A 22,428-nucleotide genomic window follows, 5' to 3' on the forward strand; every position below is an offset into this window, starting at 1 on the left:
ACTATTGGGGGTCAGTTCAAGATGCAGGCTTTCGTTGGATTGCAGTTCATACTCGCTAAGGTTAGAACTTGTAGTTCAAGCCAACTGAAACGATATATTGAGACTCGTCGTAGAAGGTAATGTTCGAGTCGCTGGTGCCGTAGCCTGCCAGTGAAATAAACGACCAGTTTTCCCAATCCATGAATTGATCATACTCATAGGCGGCGAATAGGTTGATATTGTCGTCGCTGCGTTTCTTGTCGTAGATCGGGTTGCTCGCATCGTAAGAGCGTTGGTTGTAACCCGCTGTTAGTGCGTACTGGTGACGCCCCATGCCACCAAACAAGCTTACCTCACCACCGAATTGGTCGTAAGATTCAGCTTTACCATCAGCATCACGTGTTTGATAGATGACGGATGGAATAAGCATCATGGTACGACTAAGTGGCAGGCGATATTGACCTTTCAAGTAGAGAGTATTGGCATCTCGTTTGAGCTCTTGATCTTGAATATCATCCTTGTCGACATTTTTGGTCGCATAGGCCATGTCTAGCGAGAAAGCTGAGCCCGCAATGTTGCTTAGCTTCAAACGAAACGCATTGCCAGTTTCATCGGTCTTGGTGCGAGCTGATGTGGTGTTGTATGGATCAGCCCAAGTTTCACCAGACATAATGGTTGGCAGCAGTGAAGCGTCGATCACCATGCCTGACTCAAGTTGGTATTTGTAACCGACTTCGAGAACTACAGTACCTGTTGCTACATCATCTCGCGCGGTACCTGTGTATACCTGATGGTTTAGCTTTTCACCAAAGGTATAAGCAACACTACCTAAAGGAGCAACCAGAAAAGAGCTTTCCGAAGAAGCCTTCTGATCTGTGGATGAAAGATTGCTATCAGCATCGGTATTAAAGTTCGAGGTGGAAGAGGTAACCCCGGTATTGAGAGAGATTTCACCACTGAAACCTTGTTGGTCTGCAAGCTTGGCAAAAGCGGGAGAAGCCGCAACGCTCAATGCCAAGAGAGTTATTTTTATTTTCATTCAAGGGCTCCTTGCCCACAGGTTCTTAGGACGGGTTATTAATAGCAGTAAAGCTTTAAACTTCCAGGTTAATTATTTATCAATAATGATTTTTGAACTAGCAAAAAAAAAAGGAAGCCGAAGCTTCCTTTCATCAATGGCTTACTTCTTTAATAAGAAGTTCACGAGCTCGAAGTACTCATCAAGAGAGTTGATACCTTGAGCTTCTACTAGGTAGCGGTTGTTAACCACAACAGCGGGTACACCTGAAAGGCCGCTGTCTTTGAATGCTTTGTCGAAGCGACGAACCATAGAATCTACAGCAAAGCCGTTATACGCAGCATCGAATTTCTTCGCATCAACGCCTTCGTCTAGGAAGATTTGACGCAGTTCTTCTTCATCACGTGGTGGCTTGTTCATTGTGTGGATGCGGTTAAACATCACTGGCACCATTTTATCTTCAACTTTCAGTGCAATCATTGTCGCGTAAGCTTTGCTCATTGGCAGACCCATGTTGCCACCCATGAATGAAACATGGTTCTTCTGTAGCTTAGCGTCTTTAGGTAGCTGTTGTTTTAGCTGCTGGATGATTGGCTCAAAGCTATTACAGTGTGGGCAGTAAAAAGAGAAGAACTCTGTCACCATTGGTTTTTTTGATGCTTCTAGGTCGAGAACTTTGTAGTGTTCACCTTCGTTAAATTTCGCAGCGTGAGCGGTAAGGCTCAACATGATCAATGAGAAAAATGCGAATAGCTTTTTCATTTATCCAATCTCCATTATGTTTGAATTTTTATCTAGTTGTATGTTGCGATTGCTGTTACCACTGAGGCATTAACGAAAGTGGTGGCTCTTGCAGGGTAGCAATTTGCTCTTTACAAGCAAGTACTTGTTGCTCCCAATATTTCGGATCATTAAACCACGGGAAGGCCAGAGGAAACGCAGGATCGTGCCATCGTTTCGCCAACCATGCCATGTAATGCACCATACGTAGACCGCGTAGTGGTTCGATTAGTTTCAGTTGTGCGGTATTAAAATCGCAAAACTCTTGGTAACTCTCTAGCAAAATATCCAGTTGCATCAGCTTATCTTGGCGCTCGCCATTGAGCAGCATCCACAGATCTTGTATCGCAGGGCCGTTACGTGCGTCATCAAGATCGACGAACATTGGCCCATCGCGCCACAAAATATTGCCAGGGTGGCAGTCACCGTGCAGGCGGATATTCTCAATGTTGCTCGGCCACTGGCTCTCTAGCTCTTTGATCAGAAGGTCAACGTCATTGAAGAAGGCATTTTCTAGGTGCGTCGGGATAAACTGAGAGTTCTCTAGAATCTTACGTGGCTGATAAAGGTATTCATCTAAGCTGATGGTCGGGCGATGCTGGAATGTTCTTCCCGCGCTGGCTTTATGAATACGACCAAGAAAGCGTCCTACGCCTTCCAATTGATCTAGATTGTCAACTTCATACTGTCTGCCGCCAACACTTTCAAATAGTGCAAATAGGTAGCCTTGGTATTCATGTAAGGTTGCACCGTTGATTCGCATTGGAGGCGCAACCGGCATCTCTTGTTCGATAAGCTCGAGTGCGAAGTCATGCTCTTCTTGGATCTGTGCCTTGTTCCAGCGTTGTGGACGGTAAAACTTAACGACGTAGCGCTTACGGTCTTCATCGGTGAACTGATAGACACGGTTTTCGTAACTGTTGAGAGCGAGAAGCCCGGATTCAGCGCGAACTCCGATGCTCTCCAGTGCGTACCACATGAAGTCAGGAGTCAGGTTATCAAAGTTAAAGGCTTGCATCGTCATAGAATAAAAAAGGCTCATTACTGAGCCTTTTTCCATTTATTGGGTTGTTATACCAAGCACTACGGTGCGGGTATCAGAGCTTCTTGATAAAGCGGCTTTCGACTTCCATCGTAAACTCTTCATTATCCGAGAGTATAAACTGAATTGTCGAAACTGGTGAGCTCAGTTTTTCTGGGTCGGCGCCTAAACTGATAGGTAGGTTCAAAACCTCGCCTGGATCGACAGTAATCGTCTGTTTACCATACCAGATAGAATCGGGCAGTCCGCTAACACCGAGTTTGTACTCTTGCTCTTGTTGAGTCTTGTTGATCACTTTCAAGGTGTAGGTGTTTTCAACCAACCCTTGGTTATTGACTCTAAACAGTTGGTTTCGGTCACGCAGAACACTTAGGCCGGCAGGATCAACGCTCGCGATTTGGGCGAAGAACAAGCCCAGCATCACGATCAAGATAGCGCCATAGCCCAACAGCTTGGGACGCATTACCTTGGTCGAGTGACCTTCAAGTCTGTGCTCGGTGGTGTAATTGATCAGGCCTTTCTCATAGCCCATACGCTCCATCGTGTTGTCACAGGCATCAATACACGCGCCGCAGTTAATACACTCGTATTGCAGGCCGTCACGGATATCGATACCCGTAGGGCACACTTGTACACACAGATTACAGTCAATACAGTCGCCTAGACCAAGCTCTTTTGGATCGGCTTTACGAGAGCGAAGGCCACGGCTTTCACCACGTTCTGTGTTGTAACCCACGATGAAGGTGTCTTTATCGAACATTGCCGACTGGAAACGCGCGTAAGGACACATGTGCAGACAAACAATTGAACGCATCCAACCCGCATTGGCATAAGTACATCCAGCAAAGAACAGTACCCAAAACACCGGCCAGAAAGACGAGTTAAAGGTAAAGAAGCCAACCACTAACTCTTTGATTGGGATGAAGTAACCAACAAAGGTTAAGCCCGTCGCAATGGCAATCGCCCACCACGCAATGTGTTTGAGGGTTTTTCTGAGGATTAAATTGCTCGTCAGTTTGCCCGAGTCTTGTTTTCTTCGCTTATTGGCAGCGCCTTCTAGCTTCTCTTCGAACCAGATATACATGAAGGTCCAGACGGTTTGTGGGCATAAATAGCCACACCAGACGCGGCCTAAGAAGGTGGTTATGAAAAACAGGCCAAACGCGGCAATCATAAATAGGATCGCGAGTAGGGTCAGATCTTGCGGGTATAAGGTGGTGCCAAAGAAGTTGAACTGTTGGCTGCCGATATCGAGCAAGATCGCTTGACGTTCACCAAAGGGAATCCATGGGATAAGCGCAAAAAGTAAAAGTAAGAACCAACCGCCATAGCGACGCAGTTGTTGGAATTTACCTTTGCTTTCTCGAACATAGATTCGGTTACTTGGGTTAAATCGATCTCCATTACCTTTATGTGTTTTCGGGTTAAAGGTTTTAGGAGTCACATCTTTGATATCGATTTTATCCTGACTCATGGACTATCCTTTTTGTGGCTTGTTTGCCCGGTTAAGTCGGGCATGACGACATTACTTGAAAGTATGGTTTAGAGAACCTGTTGAAATTGAGCTTGGTGCATTTGTTGTTATCGCACTCACTCTTATTATTTTAGAAGATTCTTATGGATGGCGATTATAACGACAATCTTGTTCTCATTTCTTTAACGCTATCAACCTTTAACAACAAAAGTCATAACAGTTGTGACGAAAAAATAGCGAACAGAAACAAAAAAGCGACCTGATGGTCGCTTTTTAAAATTGAGTGTTTTATCTATACGGCAATTGAGCTCTAAACTAACGGGCGACTAAAGAAGGCCACGTGCTTTTAGAATTGCGGTTTTGAAATCATCTTCTTGGTCTTTTTTCAGGCCCGGGATCATCTCATCTTTTTCGCTGTTGCGCATTTTTAGGTGATAGATAAGAACATCGTCAGTCAGTTCTTCAAGCTTGCCTTGGTAGCCCGCTTCTTTTGATAGCTTAATGATGAACTCTAATAGGTTAAGCTCTTGATCTTTCTGCCACTCAGGCTCCATCAGTTCAAGCAGTTCTTCAATGCGGTGACACTTCATACTTTATTTCTCCACAAATTTTATAATGATTTGTGGCTAAGGTATCAAATCGGGTAGGGAATACCAATGTGTAAACACATTTCAAGATGGGAGCGGGCAAGAAAAAAGCGCAGTAAAAACTGCGCTTTTTGTTAAGCGGCTTTAATCACTTTCGTTGTAGTCGGTGCTAATAAAGCAGTCTTCTCAACTAGAGTCATTGTAGGAGCCAATTTCTTAGCCGTTGGAGCAGCAACAAAGCCACTACGACGACGCATCGCACTACGGTTGGTGTGCGAGAACCTGACAGCTGTTGGGCGCATTAATTTACCTAACGGTCAGGCATATCCATTGCCAATCTAATGGCCTGATTTACCATGAGCTCCACCTCAATTGCTTGAAGCGTCACTCGTCTGGCTTTCGCCAATCCGAAGAATAAATCAGGATAATGATATGCATGCATATCAAGGCTTAGATTATCACTATCTAAGTTATCGATCGACGCCTGAGTGATAAATAGACGATATTAGAGCTAAAATAGTGTGAGCAGTATATTTGAGTTTGAACCTCTTTCAGGCTTAAGATGATGCTTTAAAGGAGGTGCATATGTCGTTCTTAAAGAAAACGTTAGCAAGTTTTGGAATTGGATCTGCCAAGGTAGATTCTGTATTGCAACAGGAAGTGCTTTATCCAGGCAAGAAGGCGAGCATTATTGTGCATGTCTATGGTGGCGCTCAGCCACAAGAGATCGACAATATCGATCTCAACTTGTGCTGTCGTTACGTCAAAGAAATTACTATGAATTCGCAAAGGCAAGAGGGCGGTCAAACACGTCGAATGCACCAGACATACTCGTTGGCCAAATGGAGCCTGCCGTATGCCTTTGTTATTCAGCCGGGTGAAACCCGTGATTTTGAATGTGAGTTTGATGTCCCGCTGAACACACCTGTCACGATTGGTGATTCAAAGGTGTGGCTAGAAACCGGGCTCGATATTGCGATGGCGATTGATCCATCGGATAAAGACACCTTAACGGTGCGCCCTGACGCACTCCTCGATGGTATTTTTAACGAGCTTGAAGCTCAAGGGCTGCGTATTCGCCAAGTGGAGTGTGAAGCGGTAGAAGGCTTTGAACTGCCATTTGTACAAGAGTTCGAGTTTGTTCCGACGACGGGTCCATATCATGGCCGTTGGCGTGAGCTTGAGGTTGTAGCTCATCGTGATGAAACTGAGCTTAAGTTGTGGTTTGAGATAGACCGTAATCGCGATGGTGCAAAAGGCATGTTGGCGAGCTTGTTAGGCATTGGCCAACTGCAGCGTCAATTGAGTGTGCCATTGGATACGTCACCACAAGATGCGGGCAAGATGGTACTTGAGTATCTAGACAACGCATCTTAGTTAGCTCTTTGGTTCTGTAGCTTTAGAGACCTTAGCTTCATCACACCGTTTAGGCGTTATTAATGTCATAAAAGATGTCATAAAAATTTAAGCTTACACGTGTAAGCTTAATGTGCAATACTAGGCAAATCGAACATTTACTCTAGTAGGATAATCATGTCTGCATCATCGGCGAGCGAATACAGTGACATCGAAGAACGCGCCAATGCGATAACCCATGGCTTGGGTGTTGTGCTTGGCGTGGTTGGTTTAGTCCTGCTGCTGATTCGTGCGTTTGACCATCAAGCCGACATACTGACTATTGCGAGTATGGCGGTATATGGCAGCAGTATTATCCTACTCTTTCTCGCTTCCACGCTTTATCACTCGATCACCACAGAAAAGACCAAGCGATTACTGAAAACTCTCGATCACTGTGCGATCTACTTATTGATCGCGGGCAGTTACACGCCATTTTTATTGGTGAGTTTAAGAACACCATTGGCGATGGGTTTGATGGCAGTGATTTGGGGTATCGCGCTAGTCGGAATCATTATGAAGATTGCCTTCGTCTACCGATTTAAGCGTTTGTCATTGGTGACTTACTTGGCGATGGGTTGGTTATCGCTGATTGTGGTTTATCAACTGGCGATGAATATCGAGATGGGTGGTTTGGTGCTACTAGCACTCGGTGGCGTGATTTACTCGTTGGGTGTGATTTTCTATGTGGCAAAACGCATCCCTTACAATCATGCCATCTGGCATTTGTTTGTGTTGGCGGGCTGCGCTTGCCATTTCTTCGCTATTTATTTGTACGTGACTCCGGTTTAGCGAGCCAGTACCTCAGTAATCTCAGCTTTAATCTGATATTCAGGGTGTTGTTCTAGGTCGAGCTTGATGAGCTTGCCTTCTTCACCCGTCTTTGGTCGTAGGTATGTGTCGGCCATTCGTTTGATTGATTTCCACACAGCAACTTCTTCTTCTGCCAACAACTCACCTTCTGCAGTAAATACGCTGATGTTAAGTGATACCAAAATGACCGCTTGAGTGCCTTGGTTAGTGATGGCTGTCGGAATGATAAGCTCACCATCTTCATAGCGACTTGCACCCAGTACAACATCCACTCCTGACTGAGACAGCTGTAAGCTTGGCTTTTTACTATTAACCACAATCGTAGTGCCACGCGTGTTCGTTGCGACAGGTACGGCTACGACAGGCACTGCAGTCTCTGATGTTGTCGTTGCTGCTTCCGTTTGCTTTGGTGCCACGTATTGCCAAGTAAAATCATCTTTGAGTAACACTTGCTTGCCATCAGGCAAGGTGACCATTTGATCAGCAAAGGCAGAACTTACGAATACTGAGTTTGCGAGCAATGCGCTAGCGAGAAGTACGTATGATTTCATCTGTGTTTCCTTGATTTTGTGCTTGGTTAACGTCGCCAAAAGGCTGGGAAAAATAGAACAATGAGCGTCAATATCTCGAGTCGCCCCATCAGCATTCCTAAGCTTAGCAACCATTTAGCGGCGTCGGGCAGTGGAGCAAAGTTCCCGGTTGGACCGATAACGCTGCCCATACCAGGACCAACGTTGGCAACGGCTGTGATAGCGCCAGATATACTGGTCACGGGATCAAGCCCCATCGCGCTCAAGCCACCTGCAATTAAGATAATCGTAATAAAGAACATCAAACCAAATGCGACTAGTGAACGCACAATATCGTCATTCACCGGTCGCTGATTGTAGCGTTGAACAAACACGCCCGATGGATGAATCAGTTTCATCATTTGTTTATGGAGCATGGTCATTGCAATTTGGAAGCGGAAGATTTTGATACCGCCAGAGGTTGAACCTGAGCACGCGCCCGCCATCATTAAAAAGGCAAACAGCGTGGTAGGCAAAGCGCCCCACGCGGTGAAGTCTTCTAAGCCAAAACCGGTTGTGGTTACGACTGACACAATGTTGAACATCGAAACACGCATCGCATCCATGACTGTGTAGCCATCTCTAACCACCAACCATGTCGATATCACGGCACTGGTGACCAAGAATAGATAGGTGAAACCTCTCACTTGCGCGTCTTTGTAGAGGATTGAGAGTTTTCTACCACGCAGTGCGCTAACAAACAGTAGGAACGGCAGACCACCAAGGAACATGAACAGGGTTCCTACCCAGTGAGCACTGTTAGAGAAGTGGTTCATTGAGCCATCTGATGTTGAGTAACCACCCGTAGACAGTGTTGTGAAGGCATGATTGATTGCGTCAAAGATACCCATGCCTGCAAACAGGTAGCTAATGATGCACAAGCCAGTCAGAACCAGATAAACCGCCACGATGTTCTTGGCGACCGTTTTCGCTCGTGGGCTGCTTTTATCTGACCAATCGGAAGACTCAGTTTGGAACAAGCGCATACCACCGACGTTAAGCATTGGTAGAACCGCTACTGCCATTACGATGAACCCAACACCACCAAGCCACTGCAATATAGATCGCCACAACAGAATACTTGGAGCCATGCTGTCTAAGCCGCTTAATACGGTTGAGCCTGTCGTGGTGATACCAGACATGGTTTCAAAATAGGCGTCAATGAAGCTGATGTGGTTGATGAAGACAAACGGCAGTGCAGCAAAGGCACTGGCTATCGTCCATACCAGAGAGGTGATCAGGAACATGTCCCGTACCCCAAGTCGGAACTTAGCTGAACGGCCTAAGCTCAAGCAGATGAATGCCACAATGTGCGTGATCACTACCGATTGACCAAACTCGAGGAAGCCACCGGTGCCAGTAAAAAAGGCAACCAATGTAGGGATGTACATGAAAAGGGCGAGTTTTGATAACACTAACCCTATCACTAATAATATCGGACGAAAGTTGACCATAGCTTAATAGACCATAGCTTAAATAGATTACAGCTTTGTGCCGGAGCGTCGTTCTCACAAAAAGAAAGTTGCGAGAAGAAGCTTACGAGAACAAGGCTATAAGAAGAATGGGCTCGGTTGGAATAGAGACTCAACATCAGGTACGTATTTCTTGTCCACTAGGAACATCACAACGTGGTCATCTTGTTCAATTACGGTTCTATCGTGCGCAATAAGAACCTCTTCTCCGCGAACAATTGCACCAATAGTGGTGCCCGGTGGCAGTTTGATGTCGCCAATCGCTCGGCCAACGACTTTCGATGTGGTTTCGTCACCGTGAGCAATGGCTTCGATCGCCTCTGCAGCGCCACGACGTAGAGAGGATACGTTTACAATATCAGCACGACGAACGTGAGTAAGCAACGCAGAAATGGTCGCTTGTTGTGGCGATATCGCAATATCAATCACACCACCCTGAACAAGGTCGACGTAAGCACCACGCTGAATCAGTACCATTACCTTCTTGGCACCCATTCGCTTAGCCAGCATAGCGGACATGATGTTGGTTTCATCTTCATTGGTTAGGGCAATGAACACATCCACCTGATCGATGTTCTCTTCGGTTAGCAGTTCTTGGTCGGCGGCATCACCACAGAATACGATGGTGTTTTCTAATTCTTCAGATAGCTTCTCAGCACGAGTGTAACTACGTTCGATAAGCTTGATGCTGTAGCTCTGCTCAAGGCGTTTCGCCAAGCTTGCACCAATGTTACCACCTCCGACAATCATGATGCGGCGGTATGGCTTCTCTAGGCGTTGCAGTTCACTCATTACTGAGCGGATATGGTTACTCGCGGCCACGAAGAAAACCTCATCGTCTGCTTCAATGATGGTAGTGCCTTGCGGGCGAATAGGGCGGCCTTGACGGAAAATAGCAGCAACACGAGTATCGATGTGCGGCATGTGCTCACGCAAAGCAGATAGGGCGTTACCGACCAGTGGACCACCGTAGTAGGCTTTTACTGCGACGAGGCTAACTTTCTGTTCAGCAAAGCTCACAACCTGCAATGCGCCTGGGTATTGAATCAGGCGCTCGATGTAGCTGGTCACTAGCTCTTCGGGTGCGATCAGGTGATCGACTGGGATGGCACCTGATTTGAATAACGCTTCTTTCTCTTCTAGGTATTGAGGAGAGCGAATACGAGCAATTCGGTTCGGCGTATTGAAAAGAGAGAAAGCAACCTGACACGCAGCCATGTTGGTTTCATCCATGTTGGTTACGGCAACCAACATGTCGGCATCTTGCGCACCCGCTTCACGTAGTGTGTTTGGGTGGCTGGCATAACCGTTTACAACCCTAAGGTCGTACTTATCCTGAAGTTCACGAAGTCGGTCAGCATTACGGTCGACAATGGTGATGTCGTTGTTTTCACCAACCAGGTTTTCAGCAAGGGTACCGCCAACTTGTCCAGCACCTAGGATAATGATCTTCATAGCCTTTCTCTTTTCTTTACCGTGGTAATTCTAGTTATCTAACTTTATTTTGATAATGCACTAGAAAGAAACAGCGGCTAAGAAATAAATTCTTAGCCGCTGTTAGTTGTTATGCCTGTTTTACTAGAACTGCGTAGTAGAAGCCATCCATATCTTCTTCTCCAGGTAGTATTTGACGACCCGGATTTTCGATATCAGACCCAACCAACGTAGCGTTCTCAGTGCGTGCTAGGAATGCTTTCACTTGCAGCACGTTTTCTTGCGGCGTGATAGAACAAGTCGCATAAACCATGGTGCCGCCTTCTTTCAGCTGACGCCACATTGCATCCATAATCTCGCTTTGCAGTTCAGCCAGCGCATCAATGTCAGACGCACGACGTAGCCACTTGATGTCAGGGTGACGGCGAATGACGCCAGTCGCTGAACAAGGTGCATCAAGTAGGATACGGTCGAACTTATCACCCATCCACCACTCTTCTGGGTAGCGAGCATCACCACAAATTACGTCGGCACGCAGTTGTAGACGCTCAAGGTTATCGTAAACGCGGTCTAGACGTTTAATGTCGCAGTCAATCGCAACCACTTCAGTGTCTTGAGTGTGCTCAAGAATGTGTGCCGTTTTACCACCTGGCGCAGCACAACAATCTAAGATCAGCTCACCATCTTTTGGTGTTAGGTAGTCAACCGAAAGCTGAGCGGCAGCGTCTTGCACTGATACCCAACCTCTGTCGAAGCCAGGAAGCAAAGTAACATCACAAGGTGCAGCTAATTTTATGGCATCGGCTGCTTCTGGGTGCAATGTGTATTCAATGTTTTCGTTTTTAAGTAGTTCAACATACTCGTCACGAGTGTGGTGTTGGCGGTTAACGCGCAGCCACATTGGTGCCTTACTGTTGTTTGCTTCAACCAGTTGCTCCCATTGATCTGGGTAGCTCTCTTGAAGCATTTTTAGAATCCAGCTTGGGTGGCCGTATTTGCCTGCATTGTGACTAACGGCTTTCTCGTCCAGTTCTTCTTGGTCACGTAGGTAGCTACGTAGCACAGCGTTGATCAAACCACTCAGGCTTGGACCACGCAGTGTTTTAGTGCCCTCAACCGTTTCAGCAACCGCGGCATGCGAAGGGATACGCATGAAGCTTAGTTGGTAAATGCCCACCAAGATTAGGTGGTGGAATACACGCTTTTTACCTTTAAGCGGGTTTTCCATCAGTTCGTTAGCGATTGACTCTAAACGAGGCAGGTAACGAAGTGCGCCGTAGCAAATCTCTTGCAGTAGAGCATGGTCTCGTGGACGGATCGTTTTTTGAGCCGCAGGGAGAGCGTGTGACAGAGAGTGGCCTTTATCGACAACTTGGAATAGGACATTTGCAGCAGCAGCGCGAACATTCATGAGGGGTACCGAATATTTATTTGAATACATGAGGGCATCTCTGCCCTCGTAAAGGTTTTCTAAGCTGCGTAATTAGCAGCTTTAAAAGCGGATTAAGAAAGTTGTGTACCAACTTCAAACCAGCTTGCACGTGAGTTCAAGATATCCTGAACTGACATGGCTTTTTTACCTGGAACTTGCAGCTGTTCAAGAACAAGTACGCCTTGCCCTGTCGCAACATAGATACCAGTTTTATCCGCTTGCAGAATGGTACCTGCAGGCTTATCAGAAGTTTGCTCTGCCACACGGCTTTGCCATACTTTAATGCTGTTCTCAGCAGCTTCAAAGTGACTCATTGGCCATGGGTTGAAGGCACGAACGCAGCGCTCAATATGCGCAGCTTCATCACTCCAGTTGATACGCGCTTCTTCTTTGCTTAGCTTCTTCGCGTAGTTCGCAAGCTCATCGTCTTGCTTTTCTGCAACTGCTTTGCCAGAAGCGATGTCCGCTAGACATTCAACAAGCGCATCAGGGCCAAGGCCCGCTAATTTCTCGTACATAGATGCGCTAGTATCTGTCGCTTCGATAGGCAGCGTCGCGATACTTAGCATGTCGCCAGTATCTAGGCCGATATCCATCTGCATGATCGTCACGCCTGTCTCTTTATCACCCGCCCAAATAGAGCGTTGAATCGGAGCAGCACCACGCCAGCGCGGTAGGATAGAGCCATGTACGTTGATACAACCTAAGCGAGGCGTATCTAATACAACCTGCGGAAGCAATAAGCCGTAAGCGACAACAACCATGATGTCAGCGTTCAATTCAGCTAGCTCTTGCTTAGCCTCATCTGACTTGAAGTTTTCTGGTTGGTAAACCGGAATATTGTTTTCAAGTGCGATGTTTTTTACTGGGCTCGCAGTGAGTTTTTTACCGCGGCCTGCTGGGCGATCTGGCTGTGTGTAAACAGCAACAACTTCATGCTCCGAAGACAACAACGCCGCCAAGTGACGGGCGGCGAAATCCGGAGTACCTGCAAAGACAATTCTTAAAGACTGACTCAAGGTAGGCTTCCTTCTAATTTAGTAATAGCAGCGGTTATTAACCTTGTTTCTCGTTGAAACGTTTAATCTTCGCTAGCTTATCTTGGATACGTTTACGCTTTAGTGGCGATAGGTAATCAACAAACAACTTGCCTTCTAGGTGGTCAAGTTCGTGCTGAACACAGATAGCCAGAAGGTCGTCAGCGTCGAATGTGAATTCGTTGCCGTCACGGTCTAGTGCTTTAACCGTTACTTCTGCAGCGCGAGGTACTAGAGCTCGAGCGCCTGGTACAGATAGGCAGCCTTCTTCGATTCCATCTTCGCCGCGCTTCTCAGTAATTTCAGGGTTGATAAGCACCATTGGCTCATCACGTGTTTCTGAAATATCGATAACAACGATGCGTTGGTGGAAATCTACTTGCGTTGCCGCAAGGCCGATACCTTCTTCGTCGTACATGGTTTCAATCATGTCATCAACGAACTTTTGAATCTCTGGGGTAACTTCTTTTACCGGTTTCGCCACGGTACGTAGACGATCATCTGGTAATGTTAATACTTGTAATACAGACATATACACTCGAAATATTGAACTGTGCCGAAACAGCTTAAACCTTGTTGGCTCAATTCTAGACATTTTAGAGGTCAAATGACAGCATCCTGAAGGTAATTCTCTAATCAGATGTCATATATTCAGACCAAGGAACCTAGGTCATGCGTCATTTTTCTCCCACTTTTTCTCTTATTTGTGCCTCGTTTTCGTTCGCCGTTACGGCTGAAAATAGTGAGCAACCTTTAACCATTAAACAAGATGCACCTCAGGCCTATGTGGTGGTTAAGGGGGATACCTTATGGGATATTTCCGCGATGTATCTCGATAGCCCTTGGTTGTGGCCAAGGCTATGGCAGGTAAACCCTGAAATAGAAAACCCTCACCTGATTTACCCCGGAGATAAATTGTCTCTGGTTTGGATTAATGGCGAGCCTGTGTTGAGCCTCAAACCCGTCATAAAGCTAAGCCCTAAGATTCGTGTATCAGAGAAGAAAGCAGTACCTACCGTGAATGAGGGGCTTGTTCTACCGTATCTACAATCTGACCGCTTGGTTGAGCAGCAAGATATCCAGTCAGCGCAACGAGTGTTAGGGACCAGTGATGGCAAACGCTTTTTATCGGGTGAAGACCGATTGTTTATTTCGGGTAACCAACAACATCAAAAATGGGGTATTTACCGTTCTGTCGAAACTTATCAACGACAACAACCTCAAGCGAGCATGACCTCTTTGCGTTTGGTCGCCACGGCGCGCCTGAAAGAGGTGGATGCTGAGTTCAGTAGTTTACAGATAGAGACTCAACTGCAAGAGGTGTTACTTAATGACCTCGTGTTACCAGAGCTTGGCGTTGATCAGGTGAAGCTCTCAACCACATTTTATCCAGCGCCTAGTGCTGCGGGCCAGTTTGCTAATATCTTGGGTTCATTAGACGGCAGCCAATACAGTGCAAAGAATCAGGTGGTCGTTATTAATAAAGGCTCACAGGACAATCTTCGCCAAGGCTCTATGTTTACCCTCAGTGAAAGCGGCGCTGTGGTGTTTGGTAAGCAAGGTGAATACAGCTACAAAGAGTCTGCGGCGAGCGATAAGGTGCAGTTGCCAAGTACCTCACTTGGTAGTTTGATGGTCATTCGTCCTTATGAGTATTTTAGCTTGGCCTTGATCACTCAGAGCTCAAAACCGGTTAGTAATGATATTCTGGCGGTATCGCCTTTGGATCTGGCTTTGAAGGAAGAAGCTAAGGGCACCGAGTGAATGAGCAACAACTGAGTGCTTGGTTAACTCTAAGTTTTGTTCCGCAATTGGGTGGCAAGCGCCTTTCTCGACTGCTGAGTATTGATTCCCCTTCGAATATTGTTGGTTACTCAAGTCAGCAACTGCAAGCGCTTGGTTTGTCTGCCAAGCAAATTGCCTATCTAAGAGAGCAAGCCCCAAGAGAAGTGGAGGCTTGCCTAGAGTGGCAAGCAAGACAACCCAACAATCACATCATTACCCCGAATTGCTCGCATTATCCCAAGCTGCTGAATGAGACCGCCTCCGCGCCAAGCGTGCTTTTCGTTAAAGGTCACGTTGAAAAACTGATTGAGCCTCAAATCGCTATGGTCGGCAGTCGCAATGCCAGTCTCGAAGGATTGCAAACCGCAAAGTCCTTCGCCAAAGAGTTTGTCCAAAACGGTTTGATTGTCACCAGTGGCTTAGCGCTCGGTATCGATGGCTATGCTCATGATGGTGCTCTAGATAAAGGAGGGGAAACTTTTGCTGTGTTGGGTTCTGGCTTAGATTCTATTTATCCTGCGCGGCACAGAAATTTAGCCGATAGGATCTGTGAAAATGGGGCGCTGATTTCAGAGTTTCGTCCAAGCGCAAAACCAAGACCTGAACATTTCCCCCGACGTAATCGTATTATTAGTGGCTTGTCGCTAGGAACCTTAGTGGTTGAAGCGGCTGAGAAGAGTGGCTCTTTGATTACGGCTCGCTATGCCATGGAGCAAGGCCGAGAGGTGTTTGCGCTTCCTGGCTCTATTCATAACCCAACCAGTCGAGGAGGTAATAGCTTAATCAAAGCTGGAGCATGCTTGGTACAGAGTGCACAAGATGTTCTGATTGAAATAAAGAGTCTGTTAGACTGGTCTATCGATCAGCAACCCAGCTTGTTCGAACCTACGCCCAGTATGGGGGAAAATGAACAATTGCCATTTCCACAGCTGTTAGCTAACGTAGGGTTAGAGGCGACACCCGTTGATATTTTGGCACAGAGAACCCATATACCTGTGCATGAGGTCATGATGCAGCTTTTAGAGCTTGAGCTCTCAGGGCATGTTGTTGCAGTTTCCGGTGGCTATATTCGAAAGGGGAGAGGCTAAGCTATGATGATGGACATACTGATGTACTTGTTTGAAACCTACATCCATAGCGATTCTGAATTGCAGGTGGATCAAGATGAGCTGGAAGATGAGCTTCTTCGAGCAGGGTTTCACCAAGATGATATTTATAAGGCCCTCCATTGGTTAGAAGATCTTGCGGCATTGCAAGATACTGAGAATCAAGCGGCGATTACTATGTGTTCCAATACCTCGATGCGTATTTATACCAGTCGAGAGATTTCACGTATTAATATGGAGTGCCGAGGTTTCTTATTGTTCCTTGAACAGATCAACGTACTCACGACAGAGATTCGTGAAATGGTGATTGATCGTGTGATGGGGCTTGAGACGAGCGAATTTGAATTGGATGATCTGAAATGGATTATCTTAATGGTGCTATTTAATGTGCCGGGTAATGAAAGTGCTTACACGCAAATGGAAGAGCTGTTGTACACCAAAGAGCAAGGTATCTTGCATTAATACAGGCTTGTCATGAGTAGTAAGATTGATAATCAGCTTTTTTCAGCACATGAACATGCATTAGAGCATGAACCATGTCCGCAGTGTGGTGGAGAGCTTCAGCTTCGCCATGGTAAGCACGGCCCATTTTTAGGCTGTAAGCAGTATCCGAGCTGTGATTACATCAAGCCTCTACATCAAAACGATGGTCACGTAGTGAAAGAGCTGGGTGTGCCGTGTCCTAAATGCCAAAACGAATTGGTATTAAGGCAAGGTCGCTTTGGGATGTTCATTGGCTGTAGCAGTTATCCAGAGTGTAATCACATCGAATCTTTGGACCAACCGAAAGAACAACCTGAAGAGCAGCCACTTGTTGCCTGCCCTGAGTGTGGTCGAGGCCACTTGGTTGAGCGTAAATCTCGCTATGGCAAAACCTTCTATGCGTGTGATAACTACCCTAAGTGTAAGTTCGCCGTTAATCAGCCACCTGTTATAGGTCGTTGTGAACAGTGCCAGTTCCCGTTGTTACTTGAGAAGAAAACAGCCAGTGGTACCAAGAAGCAATGCGCTGATCGCAAGTGTCACCACATTCAATCTCAATAACTCGATATTATAGACACAAAAAAACGGCGCTCAGTGAGCGCCGTTTTTGTATCCAATAAACTTTTTATATCAATAAGCCAATGTAGGCTTACTTCATCTGCTCAGCAAACTCATGCACAGCAGGGTAGGCTTGCTTATCAAGAATCTCAGCCAATGAGCACAAAGCTCTTTGTAATTCTGCGTTGTAGTCAGCGCTCACGTTAATGTGACCCATCTTGCGACCTGCACGCTTTTCTTTGCCATACCAATGAACATGACAACCACCTTGAGCAAGAATAGCCTCAGGAAGAGTATCTTCGCCAAGAATGTTGATCATTGCGGTTGGACGAATCAGTTTAGTGCTACCTAGTGGCATGCCACATACGGCACGTAGGTGGTTTTCAAACTGACAAGTCTCTGCGCCTTGTTGCGTCCAGTGGCCCGAGTTATGAACACGTGGTGCAATCTCATTAACAAGCAGTGAACCTTGAACATCAAAGAACTCAAGTGCTAGCACGCCAACGTAATCTAAACGCTCAGCAATGGCAGTGAACATGGCTTTAGCTTGCTCTTGCAGTTCAATGTCATCAATCGCTGTCGATAAGCTCAACACGCCGTCGGTGTGAACATTCTCAGCCAGTGGATACACTTGAACCTCGCCATTGGTATCACGAGCACCAACCAGTGATACTTCGCGGTCAAACGGAACAAACTCTTCAGCAACAATCGCTTGGTTGTCTGTTGCAGCGATGCACTCAGCCATTTCTGCCCAAGTCGCGTTAACATTGTCTAATGTCTTTAAGCGCCATTGACCTTTGCCATCGTAGCCGCCAAGTGTGCTCTTCAACACCATTGGTAAGCCTACGTGAGCAATCGCAGCGTCAAAGTCTTCGCGAGAGTTAATCACGTAGTACTTAGCATTTTTCACGTTTGCTTCGTCTAACAGGGCTTTTTCAAGGCGACGGTCACCGCCAGCTTTGATTGCTTCTGTTGTCGGTAAGAACTTACCGCTGCGCTCACACACCTCAAGTACATCGTGAGGGATATGTTCGAATTCAGCAGTAATGACGTCCGCACGCTCAATCGCATTTTCTAAGCCGTTACCTAGAATCGCTTGCGTTAATGGGTGAACAATATTTTTGCTGCCAACATCAAAAGCAGAAATTTCAATATTCAGCGGTGCCCCAGCTAGGGACATCATGCGAGCAAGTTGGCCCGCGCCTAACACAAGAACATGCATGGAAATTAGTCCTCTGCAGGGTTTGGATTAGCCAGAACCGTTTCTGTTTGCTCAGAGCGGAACGCTTCTACTTTCGCCATTACTTCTTCATTGTGTGTACCAATGATTTGAGCGGCTAGGATACCAGCGTTAGCAGCACCAGCTTCACCGATAGCCAAAGTACCTACCGCAATGCCTTTTGGCATCTGTACGATAGAAAGCAGAGAATCCATGCCCTTCAGTGCTTTAGACTGAACAGGAACACCTAAAACAGGTACGCTTGTGAAAGCTGCAGCCATGCCCGGAAGATGCGCTGCACCGCCAGCACCAGCAATAATCACTTTAATACCGCGCTCTTTCGCACTGGTTGCATAGTCTGCAAGCAACTGAGGTGTGCGGTGAGCAGAAACCACTTTTGTTTCGTACGCCACGCCAAACTGATCCAACATTTCTGCAGCTAGCTTCATTGTTGGCCAATCAGATTTAGAACCCATGATAATACCGACAGTCATCTCAAACTCCTTCAGGTACGATTTAATTAGTGATTAGATATTTTGCGCGCATTATACGGGTAAAATTGCTTAAGGAAAACGTTTGCGTCAGTCTAAGTTGTTAATTGATACATTTTATAAACAAATAGCTTTAGTCACAGTGAATGATAATTTGTACACTTAGCGAGTTCGATAACAGAATTAATGAGGCAACCCTTGGATAACTTTCAACATACTTTGCAGGCATTACAACAAGGTGAAGTCATTGCTTACCCGACTGAAGGCGTTTTTGGGGTCGGTTGTGATCCCGATAATCCACAAGCCATTAAGAAATTGCTCGATTTAAAACAGCGGCCGATGGAGAAAGGGTTGATCTTAATTGCTGCGAGTTACGAGCAGTTGCTACCCTATATTGACGAAAGCCAACTGACTGAAGCGCAGTTAGCGACCGTAAAAGCAACATGGCCGGGACCTGTAACTTGGATAATGCCAACCAGCAGTAAAGTAACGGATTGGGTCAGTGGCCAATTTGAATCCATCGCGGTGCGAGTGACTGATCACCCTTTAGTTCAAAGAATGTGTAATGAATTCGGTAAGCCGTTAACCTCGACCAGTGCCAACCTGACAGGTGAACCGCCTTGTATGACGACTGAAGAAGTTCAACAGCAACTGGGTCAACATTTGGTAGCTATTCTCGAAGGTCAAACGGGTGGTCGTGAGAAGCCAAGCGAAATTAGAGATGCTAAAACCTCGAAAATATTAAGACAGGGTTAAACCCTGCAAAGGAATAAAGATGTCAGCAATTGATAAAGAAGCGGTAAAGCAGTTTTTACTGAGCCTACAAGATTCGATTTGCCAACAGCTTGAGCAAGCTGATGGTGCAGCATTGTTTGAAGAAGACGCATGGGAGCGCGAGCCTGGCGATCGCTTAGGTGGCGGTGGTCGAACTCGCGTTATGACCAATGGTGCGGTATTCGAGCAAGGTGGGGTTAATTTCTCTCATGTAGCGGGTAAATCTATGCCTGCCTCTGCAACCGCTCATCGCCCTGAATTAGCTGGGCGTAAGTTTGAAGCGATGGGTGTTTCATTAGTGATCCATCCTAAAAATCCATACATCCCAACCTCACATGCGAACGTTCGATTCTTCATTGCGGAAAAAGAAGGGGAAGACCCAATTTGGTGGTTTGGTGGTGGTTTTGACTTAACGCCATTTTATCCTTTCGATGAAGACTGCCAATCTTGGCATCAAACCGCTAAAGACCTGTGTGCGCCGTTTGGTGATGACGTTTATCAAGAACACAAGGAATGGTGTGATAAGTACTTCTATCTGCCTCACCGTGATGAAACACGTGGTGTTGGTGGTCTGTTCTTTGATGACTTAAATGAGTGGGGTTTCGATAAGAGCTTTGCTTATATGCAGGCTGTCGGTGAAGGCTTTGCAGCCGCCTATCTACCCATTGTAGAACGACGAAAAGAGACGTCTTACGGTGAGCGCGAGCGTGACTTCCAACTTTATCGTCGTGGTCGCTATGTTGAATTTAACCTAGTTTACGACCGTGGTACCTTATTTGGTCTGCAAAGCGGTGGGCGCACAGAGTCTATATTGATGTCTATGCCGCCGTTGGCTCGTTGGGAATATCGCTACGAACCACAAGCGGGTTCACCAGAAGCTTTGCTTTACAGCGACTACCTAAAGCCTCGAGTTTGGTAGTTCTTCCTTCCTTATAGGGATAGTGATAGGGTCATCTATATAGATGACCCTTTTTTATTATTTCTGTTAGGTAAGGATATGACACAGCAAGTAGATCGTTATGCCGTTTTCGGTAATCCTATTGGACAAAGCAAATCGCCATTCATTCACACATTATTTGCTCGCCAAACCAGCCAACAACTTACCTATACAGCACTCCAGCCAGAGCAAGGTGAATTCATCACTGCTGCTCAAGCTTTTTTTAGTGAAGGTGGTAGAGGGTGTAATGTCACAGCGCCATTTAAAGAAGATGCTTATCAGTTCGCTAATCGCCTGACTGAAAGAGCTGAACTAGCAGGTGCTGTAAACACACTTAAGAAGCTCGATGATGGAGAGATCATTGGTGATAACACCGATGGTGAGGGTTTAGTTCAAGATCTTCTTCAACATCAAGTAGTCCTAGAAGGGGCTCGCGTTCTTCTACTTGGTGCTGGTGGTGCTGCTCGAGGAGTGATTCAACCTCTACTCGACCAAAAGCCACAACAGCTGGTGGTCGCTAATCGAACCAGCTCCAAGGCTGAACTTCTGGCTGAGATGTTTTCTTCACATGGAAACATCAAAGGAATGGGGTTAAGTGATGTTAATGAAGGGTTTGATGTCATCATTAACTCGACCTCGTCTGGTCTAAGTGGTCAGCTTCCTGAAATTTCTGAGATTATCTTCAATTCGAATAGTGCTGTTTATGACATGGTTTACGGATCTGGAACGACGGTATTCAATCAGTGGGCATTAGATAACGGTGTTCATGCTGCTTATGATGGCTTGGGTATGCTAGTGGGGCAGGCAGCAGAGAGCTTTATGCTTTGGCGTGGCCTTCGCCCAGGAACAAAACAGATTTTAAGAGAATTACGTAGAAACTTAGAGATGTAACAAGGTAATTATAAAAAATGAATCAATCAATTCTATTTCCGGATATCCAAGATTGGGATGAAGCAAGTCAATCTATCACCTTCCCAGCACAACAGTCGGGTGCATTGATCGAATGTGTCTTATCTATTGAAGAATTATCACGATTGGCAGGTAAAGAGATAGAAGAGGGCGACCAAGCTTTAGTTATCTTTTCAGAGTTGCGTTTTGATATTGAAGAGCTAGCGGAAGAGTTAATAGAAGAAGAGGAGTATGACTCCTCTAATCGGATTCAGATCAAAGCGCTTTAAACTGGAAGCACAGAGTCTAGATAGTCGTTTTTATTCTGAACATAGTTGTCAGCTGACTTCTGTAAAAAGGCACGCTCCTTATCATTTAATGGGCGTGCTTGTTTTACCGGGCTTCCTACATATAGATAACCGCTCTCAAGTACCTTATTAGGCGGCACTAAGCTACCAGCACCAATCATCACATCTTCTTTAATAACCACGCCATCCAACACGATAGCTCCCATACCAACAAGTACACGATCTTCAATCGTGCAGCCATGCAGCATTACTTTATGTCCGATAGTGACATCATTACCTATTAATAGCGGGTAACCCTCAGGGTTTTCTGCATTCTTATGGGTGACGTGCAAAACGCTGCCGTCTTGGATATTCGTTCTATCTCCAATATGAATGTGGTTCACATCCCCTCGAGCTGCAACCAAAGGCCACACGCTAGAGTCGTCACCGATTTTGATATCCCCAACCAGTACCGAACTTGTATCTATATAGACACCTTGTCCAATCTGAGGGGATATTCCTTTATAACTGCGCATTGAACTCATAAATCCTCCTTTATATAGGCACCTTAAGCCCTTAATTAAGGGGAATACTAGTGAAAATGGGGTGCTTTGAACAAAAAACGCTCGAACAATCAAAAAAGTAAGAAAAACTTCAAAAAGGGCTTGCCAGTGTGATCGAAATCTCTATAATGCGACCTCGTTGAAACGGGAAGGCTTCGTAAGAAACCAAAACGAATCAGCAGGTCAAATTAGCCAAGCTAAGCACTTGAAAAAAGTTTTGAAAATAGTGGTTGACACTAAAACTTAAATCGCTAAAATGGCCGTCCGATTTGAGCGAAGCTCAAAAAGGAAAAGCTCTTTAACAA

Annotated in this window: 25 protein-coding genes; 10 read left to right on the forward strand and 15 right to left on the reverse strand. The window is 46.0% G+C overall.

Annotation, left to right across the window (positions count from 1 at the left end; translation table 11 throughout):
- Window positions 1-61 precede the first annotated feature (61 nt).
- The 6 genes from AB4161_RS15135 to AB4161_RS15160 all read right to left on the reverse strand — a co-directional run bounded on the left by AB4161_RS15135 (window position 62) and on the right by AB4161_RS15160 (window position 5,182).
- On the reverse strand, window positions 62-1,018 hold the full coding sequence (locus tag AB4161_RS15135; RefSeq protein ID WP_136977461.1) for a DUF2860 domain-containing protein: 957 nt from the start codon (window positions 1,016-1,018) through the stop codon (window positions 62-64).
- A gap of 141 nt (window positions 1,019-1,159) precedes the next feature.
- Window positions 1,160-1,759 carry a thiol:disulfide interchange protein DsbA/DsbL gene (locus AB4161_RS15140; protein WP_017063015.1) on the reverse strand — a complete coding sequence of 200 codons (600 nt, stop codon included), beginning with the start codon at window positions 1,757-1,759 and terminating at the stop codon, window positions 1,160-1,162.
- Between the two features lie 55 nt (window positions 1,760-1,814).
- Window positions 1,815-2,801 carry a serine/threonine protein kinase gene (locus tag AB4161_RS15145; RefSeq protein WP_017058781.1) on the reverse strand — a complete coding sequence of 329 codons (987 nt, stop codon included), beginning with the start codon at window positions 2,799-2,801 and terminating at the stop codon, window positions 1,815-1,817.
- Between the two features lie 73 nt (window positions 2,802-2,874).
- On the reverse strand, window positions 2,875-4,293 hold the full coding sequence (gene ccoG, locus AB4161_RS15150) for a cytochrome c oxidase accessory protein CcoG (protein ID WP_372083563.1): 1,419 nt from the start codon (window positions 4,291-4,293) through the stop codon (window positions 2,875-2,877).
- A 326-nt stretch (window positions 4,294-4,619) separates the two neighbouring features.
- The gene (locus AB4161_RS15155) at window positions 4,620-4,883 is read right to left on the reverse strand and encodes a YihD family protein (RefSeq protein ID WP_009848104.1); all 264 of its coding nucleotides are present in this window, start codon (window positions 4,881-4,883) and stop codon (window positions 4,620-4,622) included.
- Window positions 4,884-5,014: 131 nt separating this feature from the next.
- Window positions 5,015-5,182 (reverse strand): hypothetical protein, encoded by a 168-nt coding sequence (locus tag AB4161_RS15160; RefSeq protein ID WP_004739323.1) that lies wholly within the window; start codon window positions 5,180-5,182, stop codon window positions 5,015-5,017.
- 283 nt (window positions 5,183-5,465) lie between these two features.
- Between AB4161_RS15160 and AB4161_RS15165 the strand changes: the two genes are divergently transcribed.
- Both AB4161_RS15165 and AB4161_RS15170 read left to right on the forward strand, forming a co-directional pair.
- A complete protein-coding gene (locus AB4161_RS15165) occupies window positions 5,466-6,257 on the forward strand; it encodes a sporulation protein (RefSeq protein ID WP_372083564.1) in 792 nt (263 codons plus the stop codon).
- A 156-nt stretch (window positions 6,258-6,413) separates the two neighbouring features.
- Window positions 6,414-7,067: a hemolysin III family protein gene (locus AB4161_RS15170; protein ID WP_017058777.1), complete on the forward strand. Its 654-nt coding sequence runs from the start codon at window positions 6,414-6,416 to the stop codon at window positions 7,065-7,067.
- Here the strand turns inward: AB4161_RS15170 and AB4161_RS15175 are convergent.
- The 6 genes from AB4161_RS15175 to def form a co-directional block, all read right to left on the reverse strand.
- Window positions 7,064-7,639 carry a DUF3157 family protein gene (locus tag AB4161_RS15175; protein ID WP_017065828.1) on the reverse strand — a complete coding sequence of 192 codons (576 nt, stop codon included), beginning with the start codon at window positions 7,637-7,639 and terminating at the stop codon, window positions 7,064-7,066. The two genes, AB4161_RS15170 and AB4161_RS15175, sit on opposite strands and share 4 nt — an antisense overlap.
- A gap of 26 nt (window positions 7,640-7,665) precedes the next feature.
- Window positions 7,666-9,111: a TrkH family potassium uptake protein gene (locus AB4161_RS15180; protein WP_372083565.1), complete on the reverse strand. Its 1,446-nt coding sequence runs from the start codon at window positions 9,109-9,111 to the stop codon at window positions 7,666-7,668.
- A 96-nt stretch (window positions 9,112-9,207) separates the two neighbouring features.
- The gene (gene trkA / locus AB4161_RS15185; RefSeq protein ID WP_004735766.1) at window positions 9,208-10,584 is read right to left on the reverse strand and encodes a Trk system potassium transporter TrkA; all 1,377 of its coding nucleotides are present in this window, start codon (window positions 10,582-10,584) and stop codon (window positions 9,208-9,210) included.
- A gap of 109 nt (window positions 10,585-10,693) precedes the next feature.
- Complete coding sequence (gene rsmB / locus AB4161_RS15190; RefSeq protein ID WP_017058774.1) at window positions 10,694-11,974, reverse strand: 16S rRNA (cytosine(967)-C(5))-methyltransferase RsmB; 1,281 nt, start codon at window positions 11,972-11,974, stop codon at window positions 10,694-10,696.
- A 92-nt stretch (window positions 11,975-12,066) separates the two neighbouring features.
- A complete protein-coding gene (fmt, locus tag AB4161_RS15195) occupies window positions 12,067-13,014 on the reverse strand; it encodes a methionyl-tRNA formyltransferase (protein ID WP_017058773.1) in 948 nt (315 codons plus the stop codon).
- Window positions 13,015-13,051: 37 nt separating this feature from the next.
- Window positions 13,052-13,564, reverse strand: coding sequence for a peptide deformylase (def, locus tag AB4161_RS15200; RefSeq protein ID WP_017058772.1), 513 nt, complete (start codon window positions 13,562-13,564; stop codon window positions 13,052-13,054).
- 140 nt (window positions 13,565-13,704) lie between these two features.
- On the opposite strand from def, the gene AB4161_RS15205 reads away from it, so the two are divergent.
- Genes AB4161_RS15205 through AB4161_RS15220 form a run of 4 tightly spaced genes read left to right on the forward strand, consistent with a single transcriptional unit; the run spans window position 13,705 to window position 16,967 of the window.
- On the forward strand, window positions 13,705-14,796 hold the full coding sequence (locus tag AB4161_RS15205) for a LysM peptidoglycan-binding domain-containing protein (protein WP_146453660.1): 1,092 nt from the start codon (window positions 13,705-13,707) through the stop codon (window positions 14,794-14,796).
- A complete protein-coding gene (gene dprA / locus AB4161_RS15210) occupies window positions 14,793-15,905 on the forward strand; it encodes a DNA-processing protein DprA (protein WP_372083566.1) in 1,113 nt (370 codons plus the stop codon). Before AB4161_RS15205 ends, dprA begins: the two co-directional genes overlap by 4 nt.
- A 3-nt stretch (window positions 15,906-15,908) precedes the next feature.
- Window positions 15,909-16,385 carry a DUF494 family protein gene (locus tag AB4161_RS15215; RefSeq protein ID WP_004735774.1) on the forward strand — a complete coding sequence of 159 codons (477 nt, stop codon included), beginning with the start codon at window positions 15,909-15,911 and terminating at the stop codon, window positions 16,383-16,385.
- Between the two features lie 12 nt (window positions 16,386-16,397).
- Window positions 16,398-16,967, forward strand: coding sequence for a type I DNA topoisomerase (locus AB4161_RS15220; protein WP_017063003.1), 570 nt, complete (start codon window positions 16,398-16,400; stop codon window positions 16,965-16,967).
- 88 nt (window positions 16,968-17,055) lie between these two features.
- Here AB4161_RS15220 and AB4161_RS15225 read toward each other — a convergent pair whose 3' ends face one another.
- Window positions 17,056-18,186 carry a 5-(carboxyamino)imidazole ribonucleotide synthase gene (locus AB4161_RS15225; protein WP_372083567.1) on the reverse strand — a complete coding sequence of 377 codons (1,131 nt, stop codon included), beginning with the start codon at window positions 18,184-18,186 and terminating at the stop codon, window positions 17,056-17,058.
- A gap of 5 nt (window positions 18,187-18,191) precedes the next feature.
- The gene (gene purE, locus AB4161_RS15230; protein WP_004735777.1) at window positions 18,192-18,677 is read right to left on the reverse strand and encodes a 5-(carboxyamino)imidazole ribonucleotide mutase; all 486 of its coding nucleotides are present in this window, start codon (window positions 18,675-18,677) and stop codon (window positions 18,192-18,194) included.
- 195 nt (window positions 18,678-18,872) lie between these two features.
- Between purE and AB4161_RS15235 the strand changes: the two genes are divergently transcribed.
- The 4 genes from AB4161_RS15235 (at window position 18,873) to AB4161_RS15250 (ending at window position 21,563) form a co-directional block, all read left to right on the forward strand.
- Window positions 18,873-19,430, forward strand: coding sequence for an L-threonylcarbamoyladenylate synthase (locus tag AB4161_RS15235; protein WP_004735778.1), 558 nt, complete (start codon window positions 18,873-18,875; stop codon window positions 19,428-19,430).
- Window positions 19,431-19,449: 19 nt separating this feature from the next.
- Window positions 19,450-20,367, forward strand: coding sequence for an oxygen-dependent coproporphyrinogen oxidase (gene hemF / locus AB4161_RS15240; protein ID WP_108193421.1), 918 nt, complete (start codon window positions 19,450-19,452; stop codon window positions 20,365-20,367).
- 78 nt (window positions 20,368-20,445) lie between these two features.
- Window positions 20,446-21,276, forward strand: coding sequence for a shikimate dehydrogenase (aroE, locus tag AB4161_RS15245; protein ID WP_102445136.1), 831 nt, complete (start codon window positions 20,446-20,448; stop codon window positions 21,274-21,276).
- A 17-nt stretch (window positions 21,277-21,293) separates the two neighbouring features.
- On the forward strand, window positions 21,294-21,563 hold the full coding sequence (locus AB4161_RS15250) for a DUF1488 domain-containing protein (protein ID WP_017081754.1): 270 nt from the start codon (window positions 21,294-21,296) through the stop codon (window positions 21,561-21,563).
- On the opposite strand, the gene AB4161_RS15255 is transcribed toward AB4161_RS15250, so the two are convergent.
- On the reverse strand, window positions 21,560-22,105 hold the full coding sequence (locus AB4161_RS15255; protein WP_017081755.1) for a gamma carbonic anhydrase family protein: 546 nt from the start codon (window positions 22,103-22,105) through the stop codon (window positions 21,560-21,562). The genes AB4161_RS15250 and AB4161_RS15255 overlap by 4 nt on opposite strands.
- Between the last annotated feature and the right edge of the window lie 323 nt (window positions 22,106-22,428).

This window comes from Vibrio sp. 10N.286.51.E5 (genome assembly GCF_041469125.1).
Taxonomy (GTDB): Bacteria; Pseudomonadota; Gammaproteobacteria; order Enterobacterales; family Vibrionaceae; genus Vibrio; species Vibrio crassostreae_C.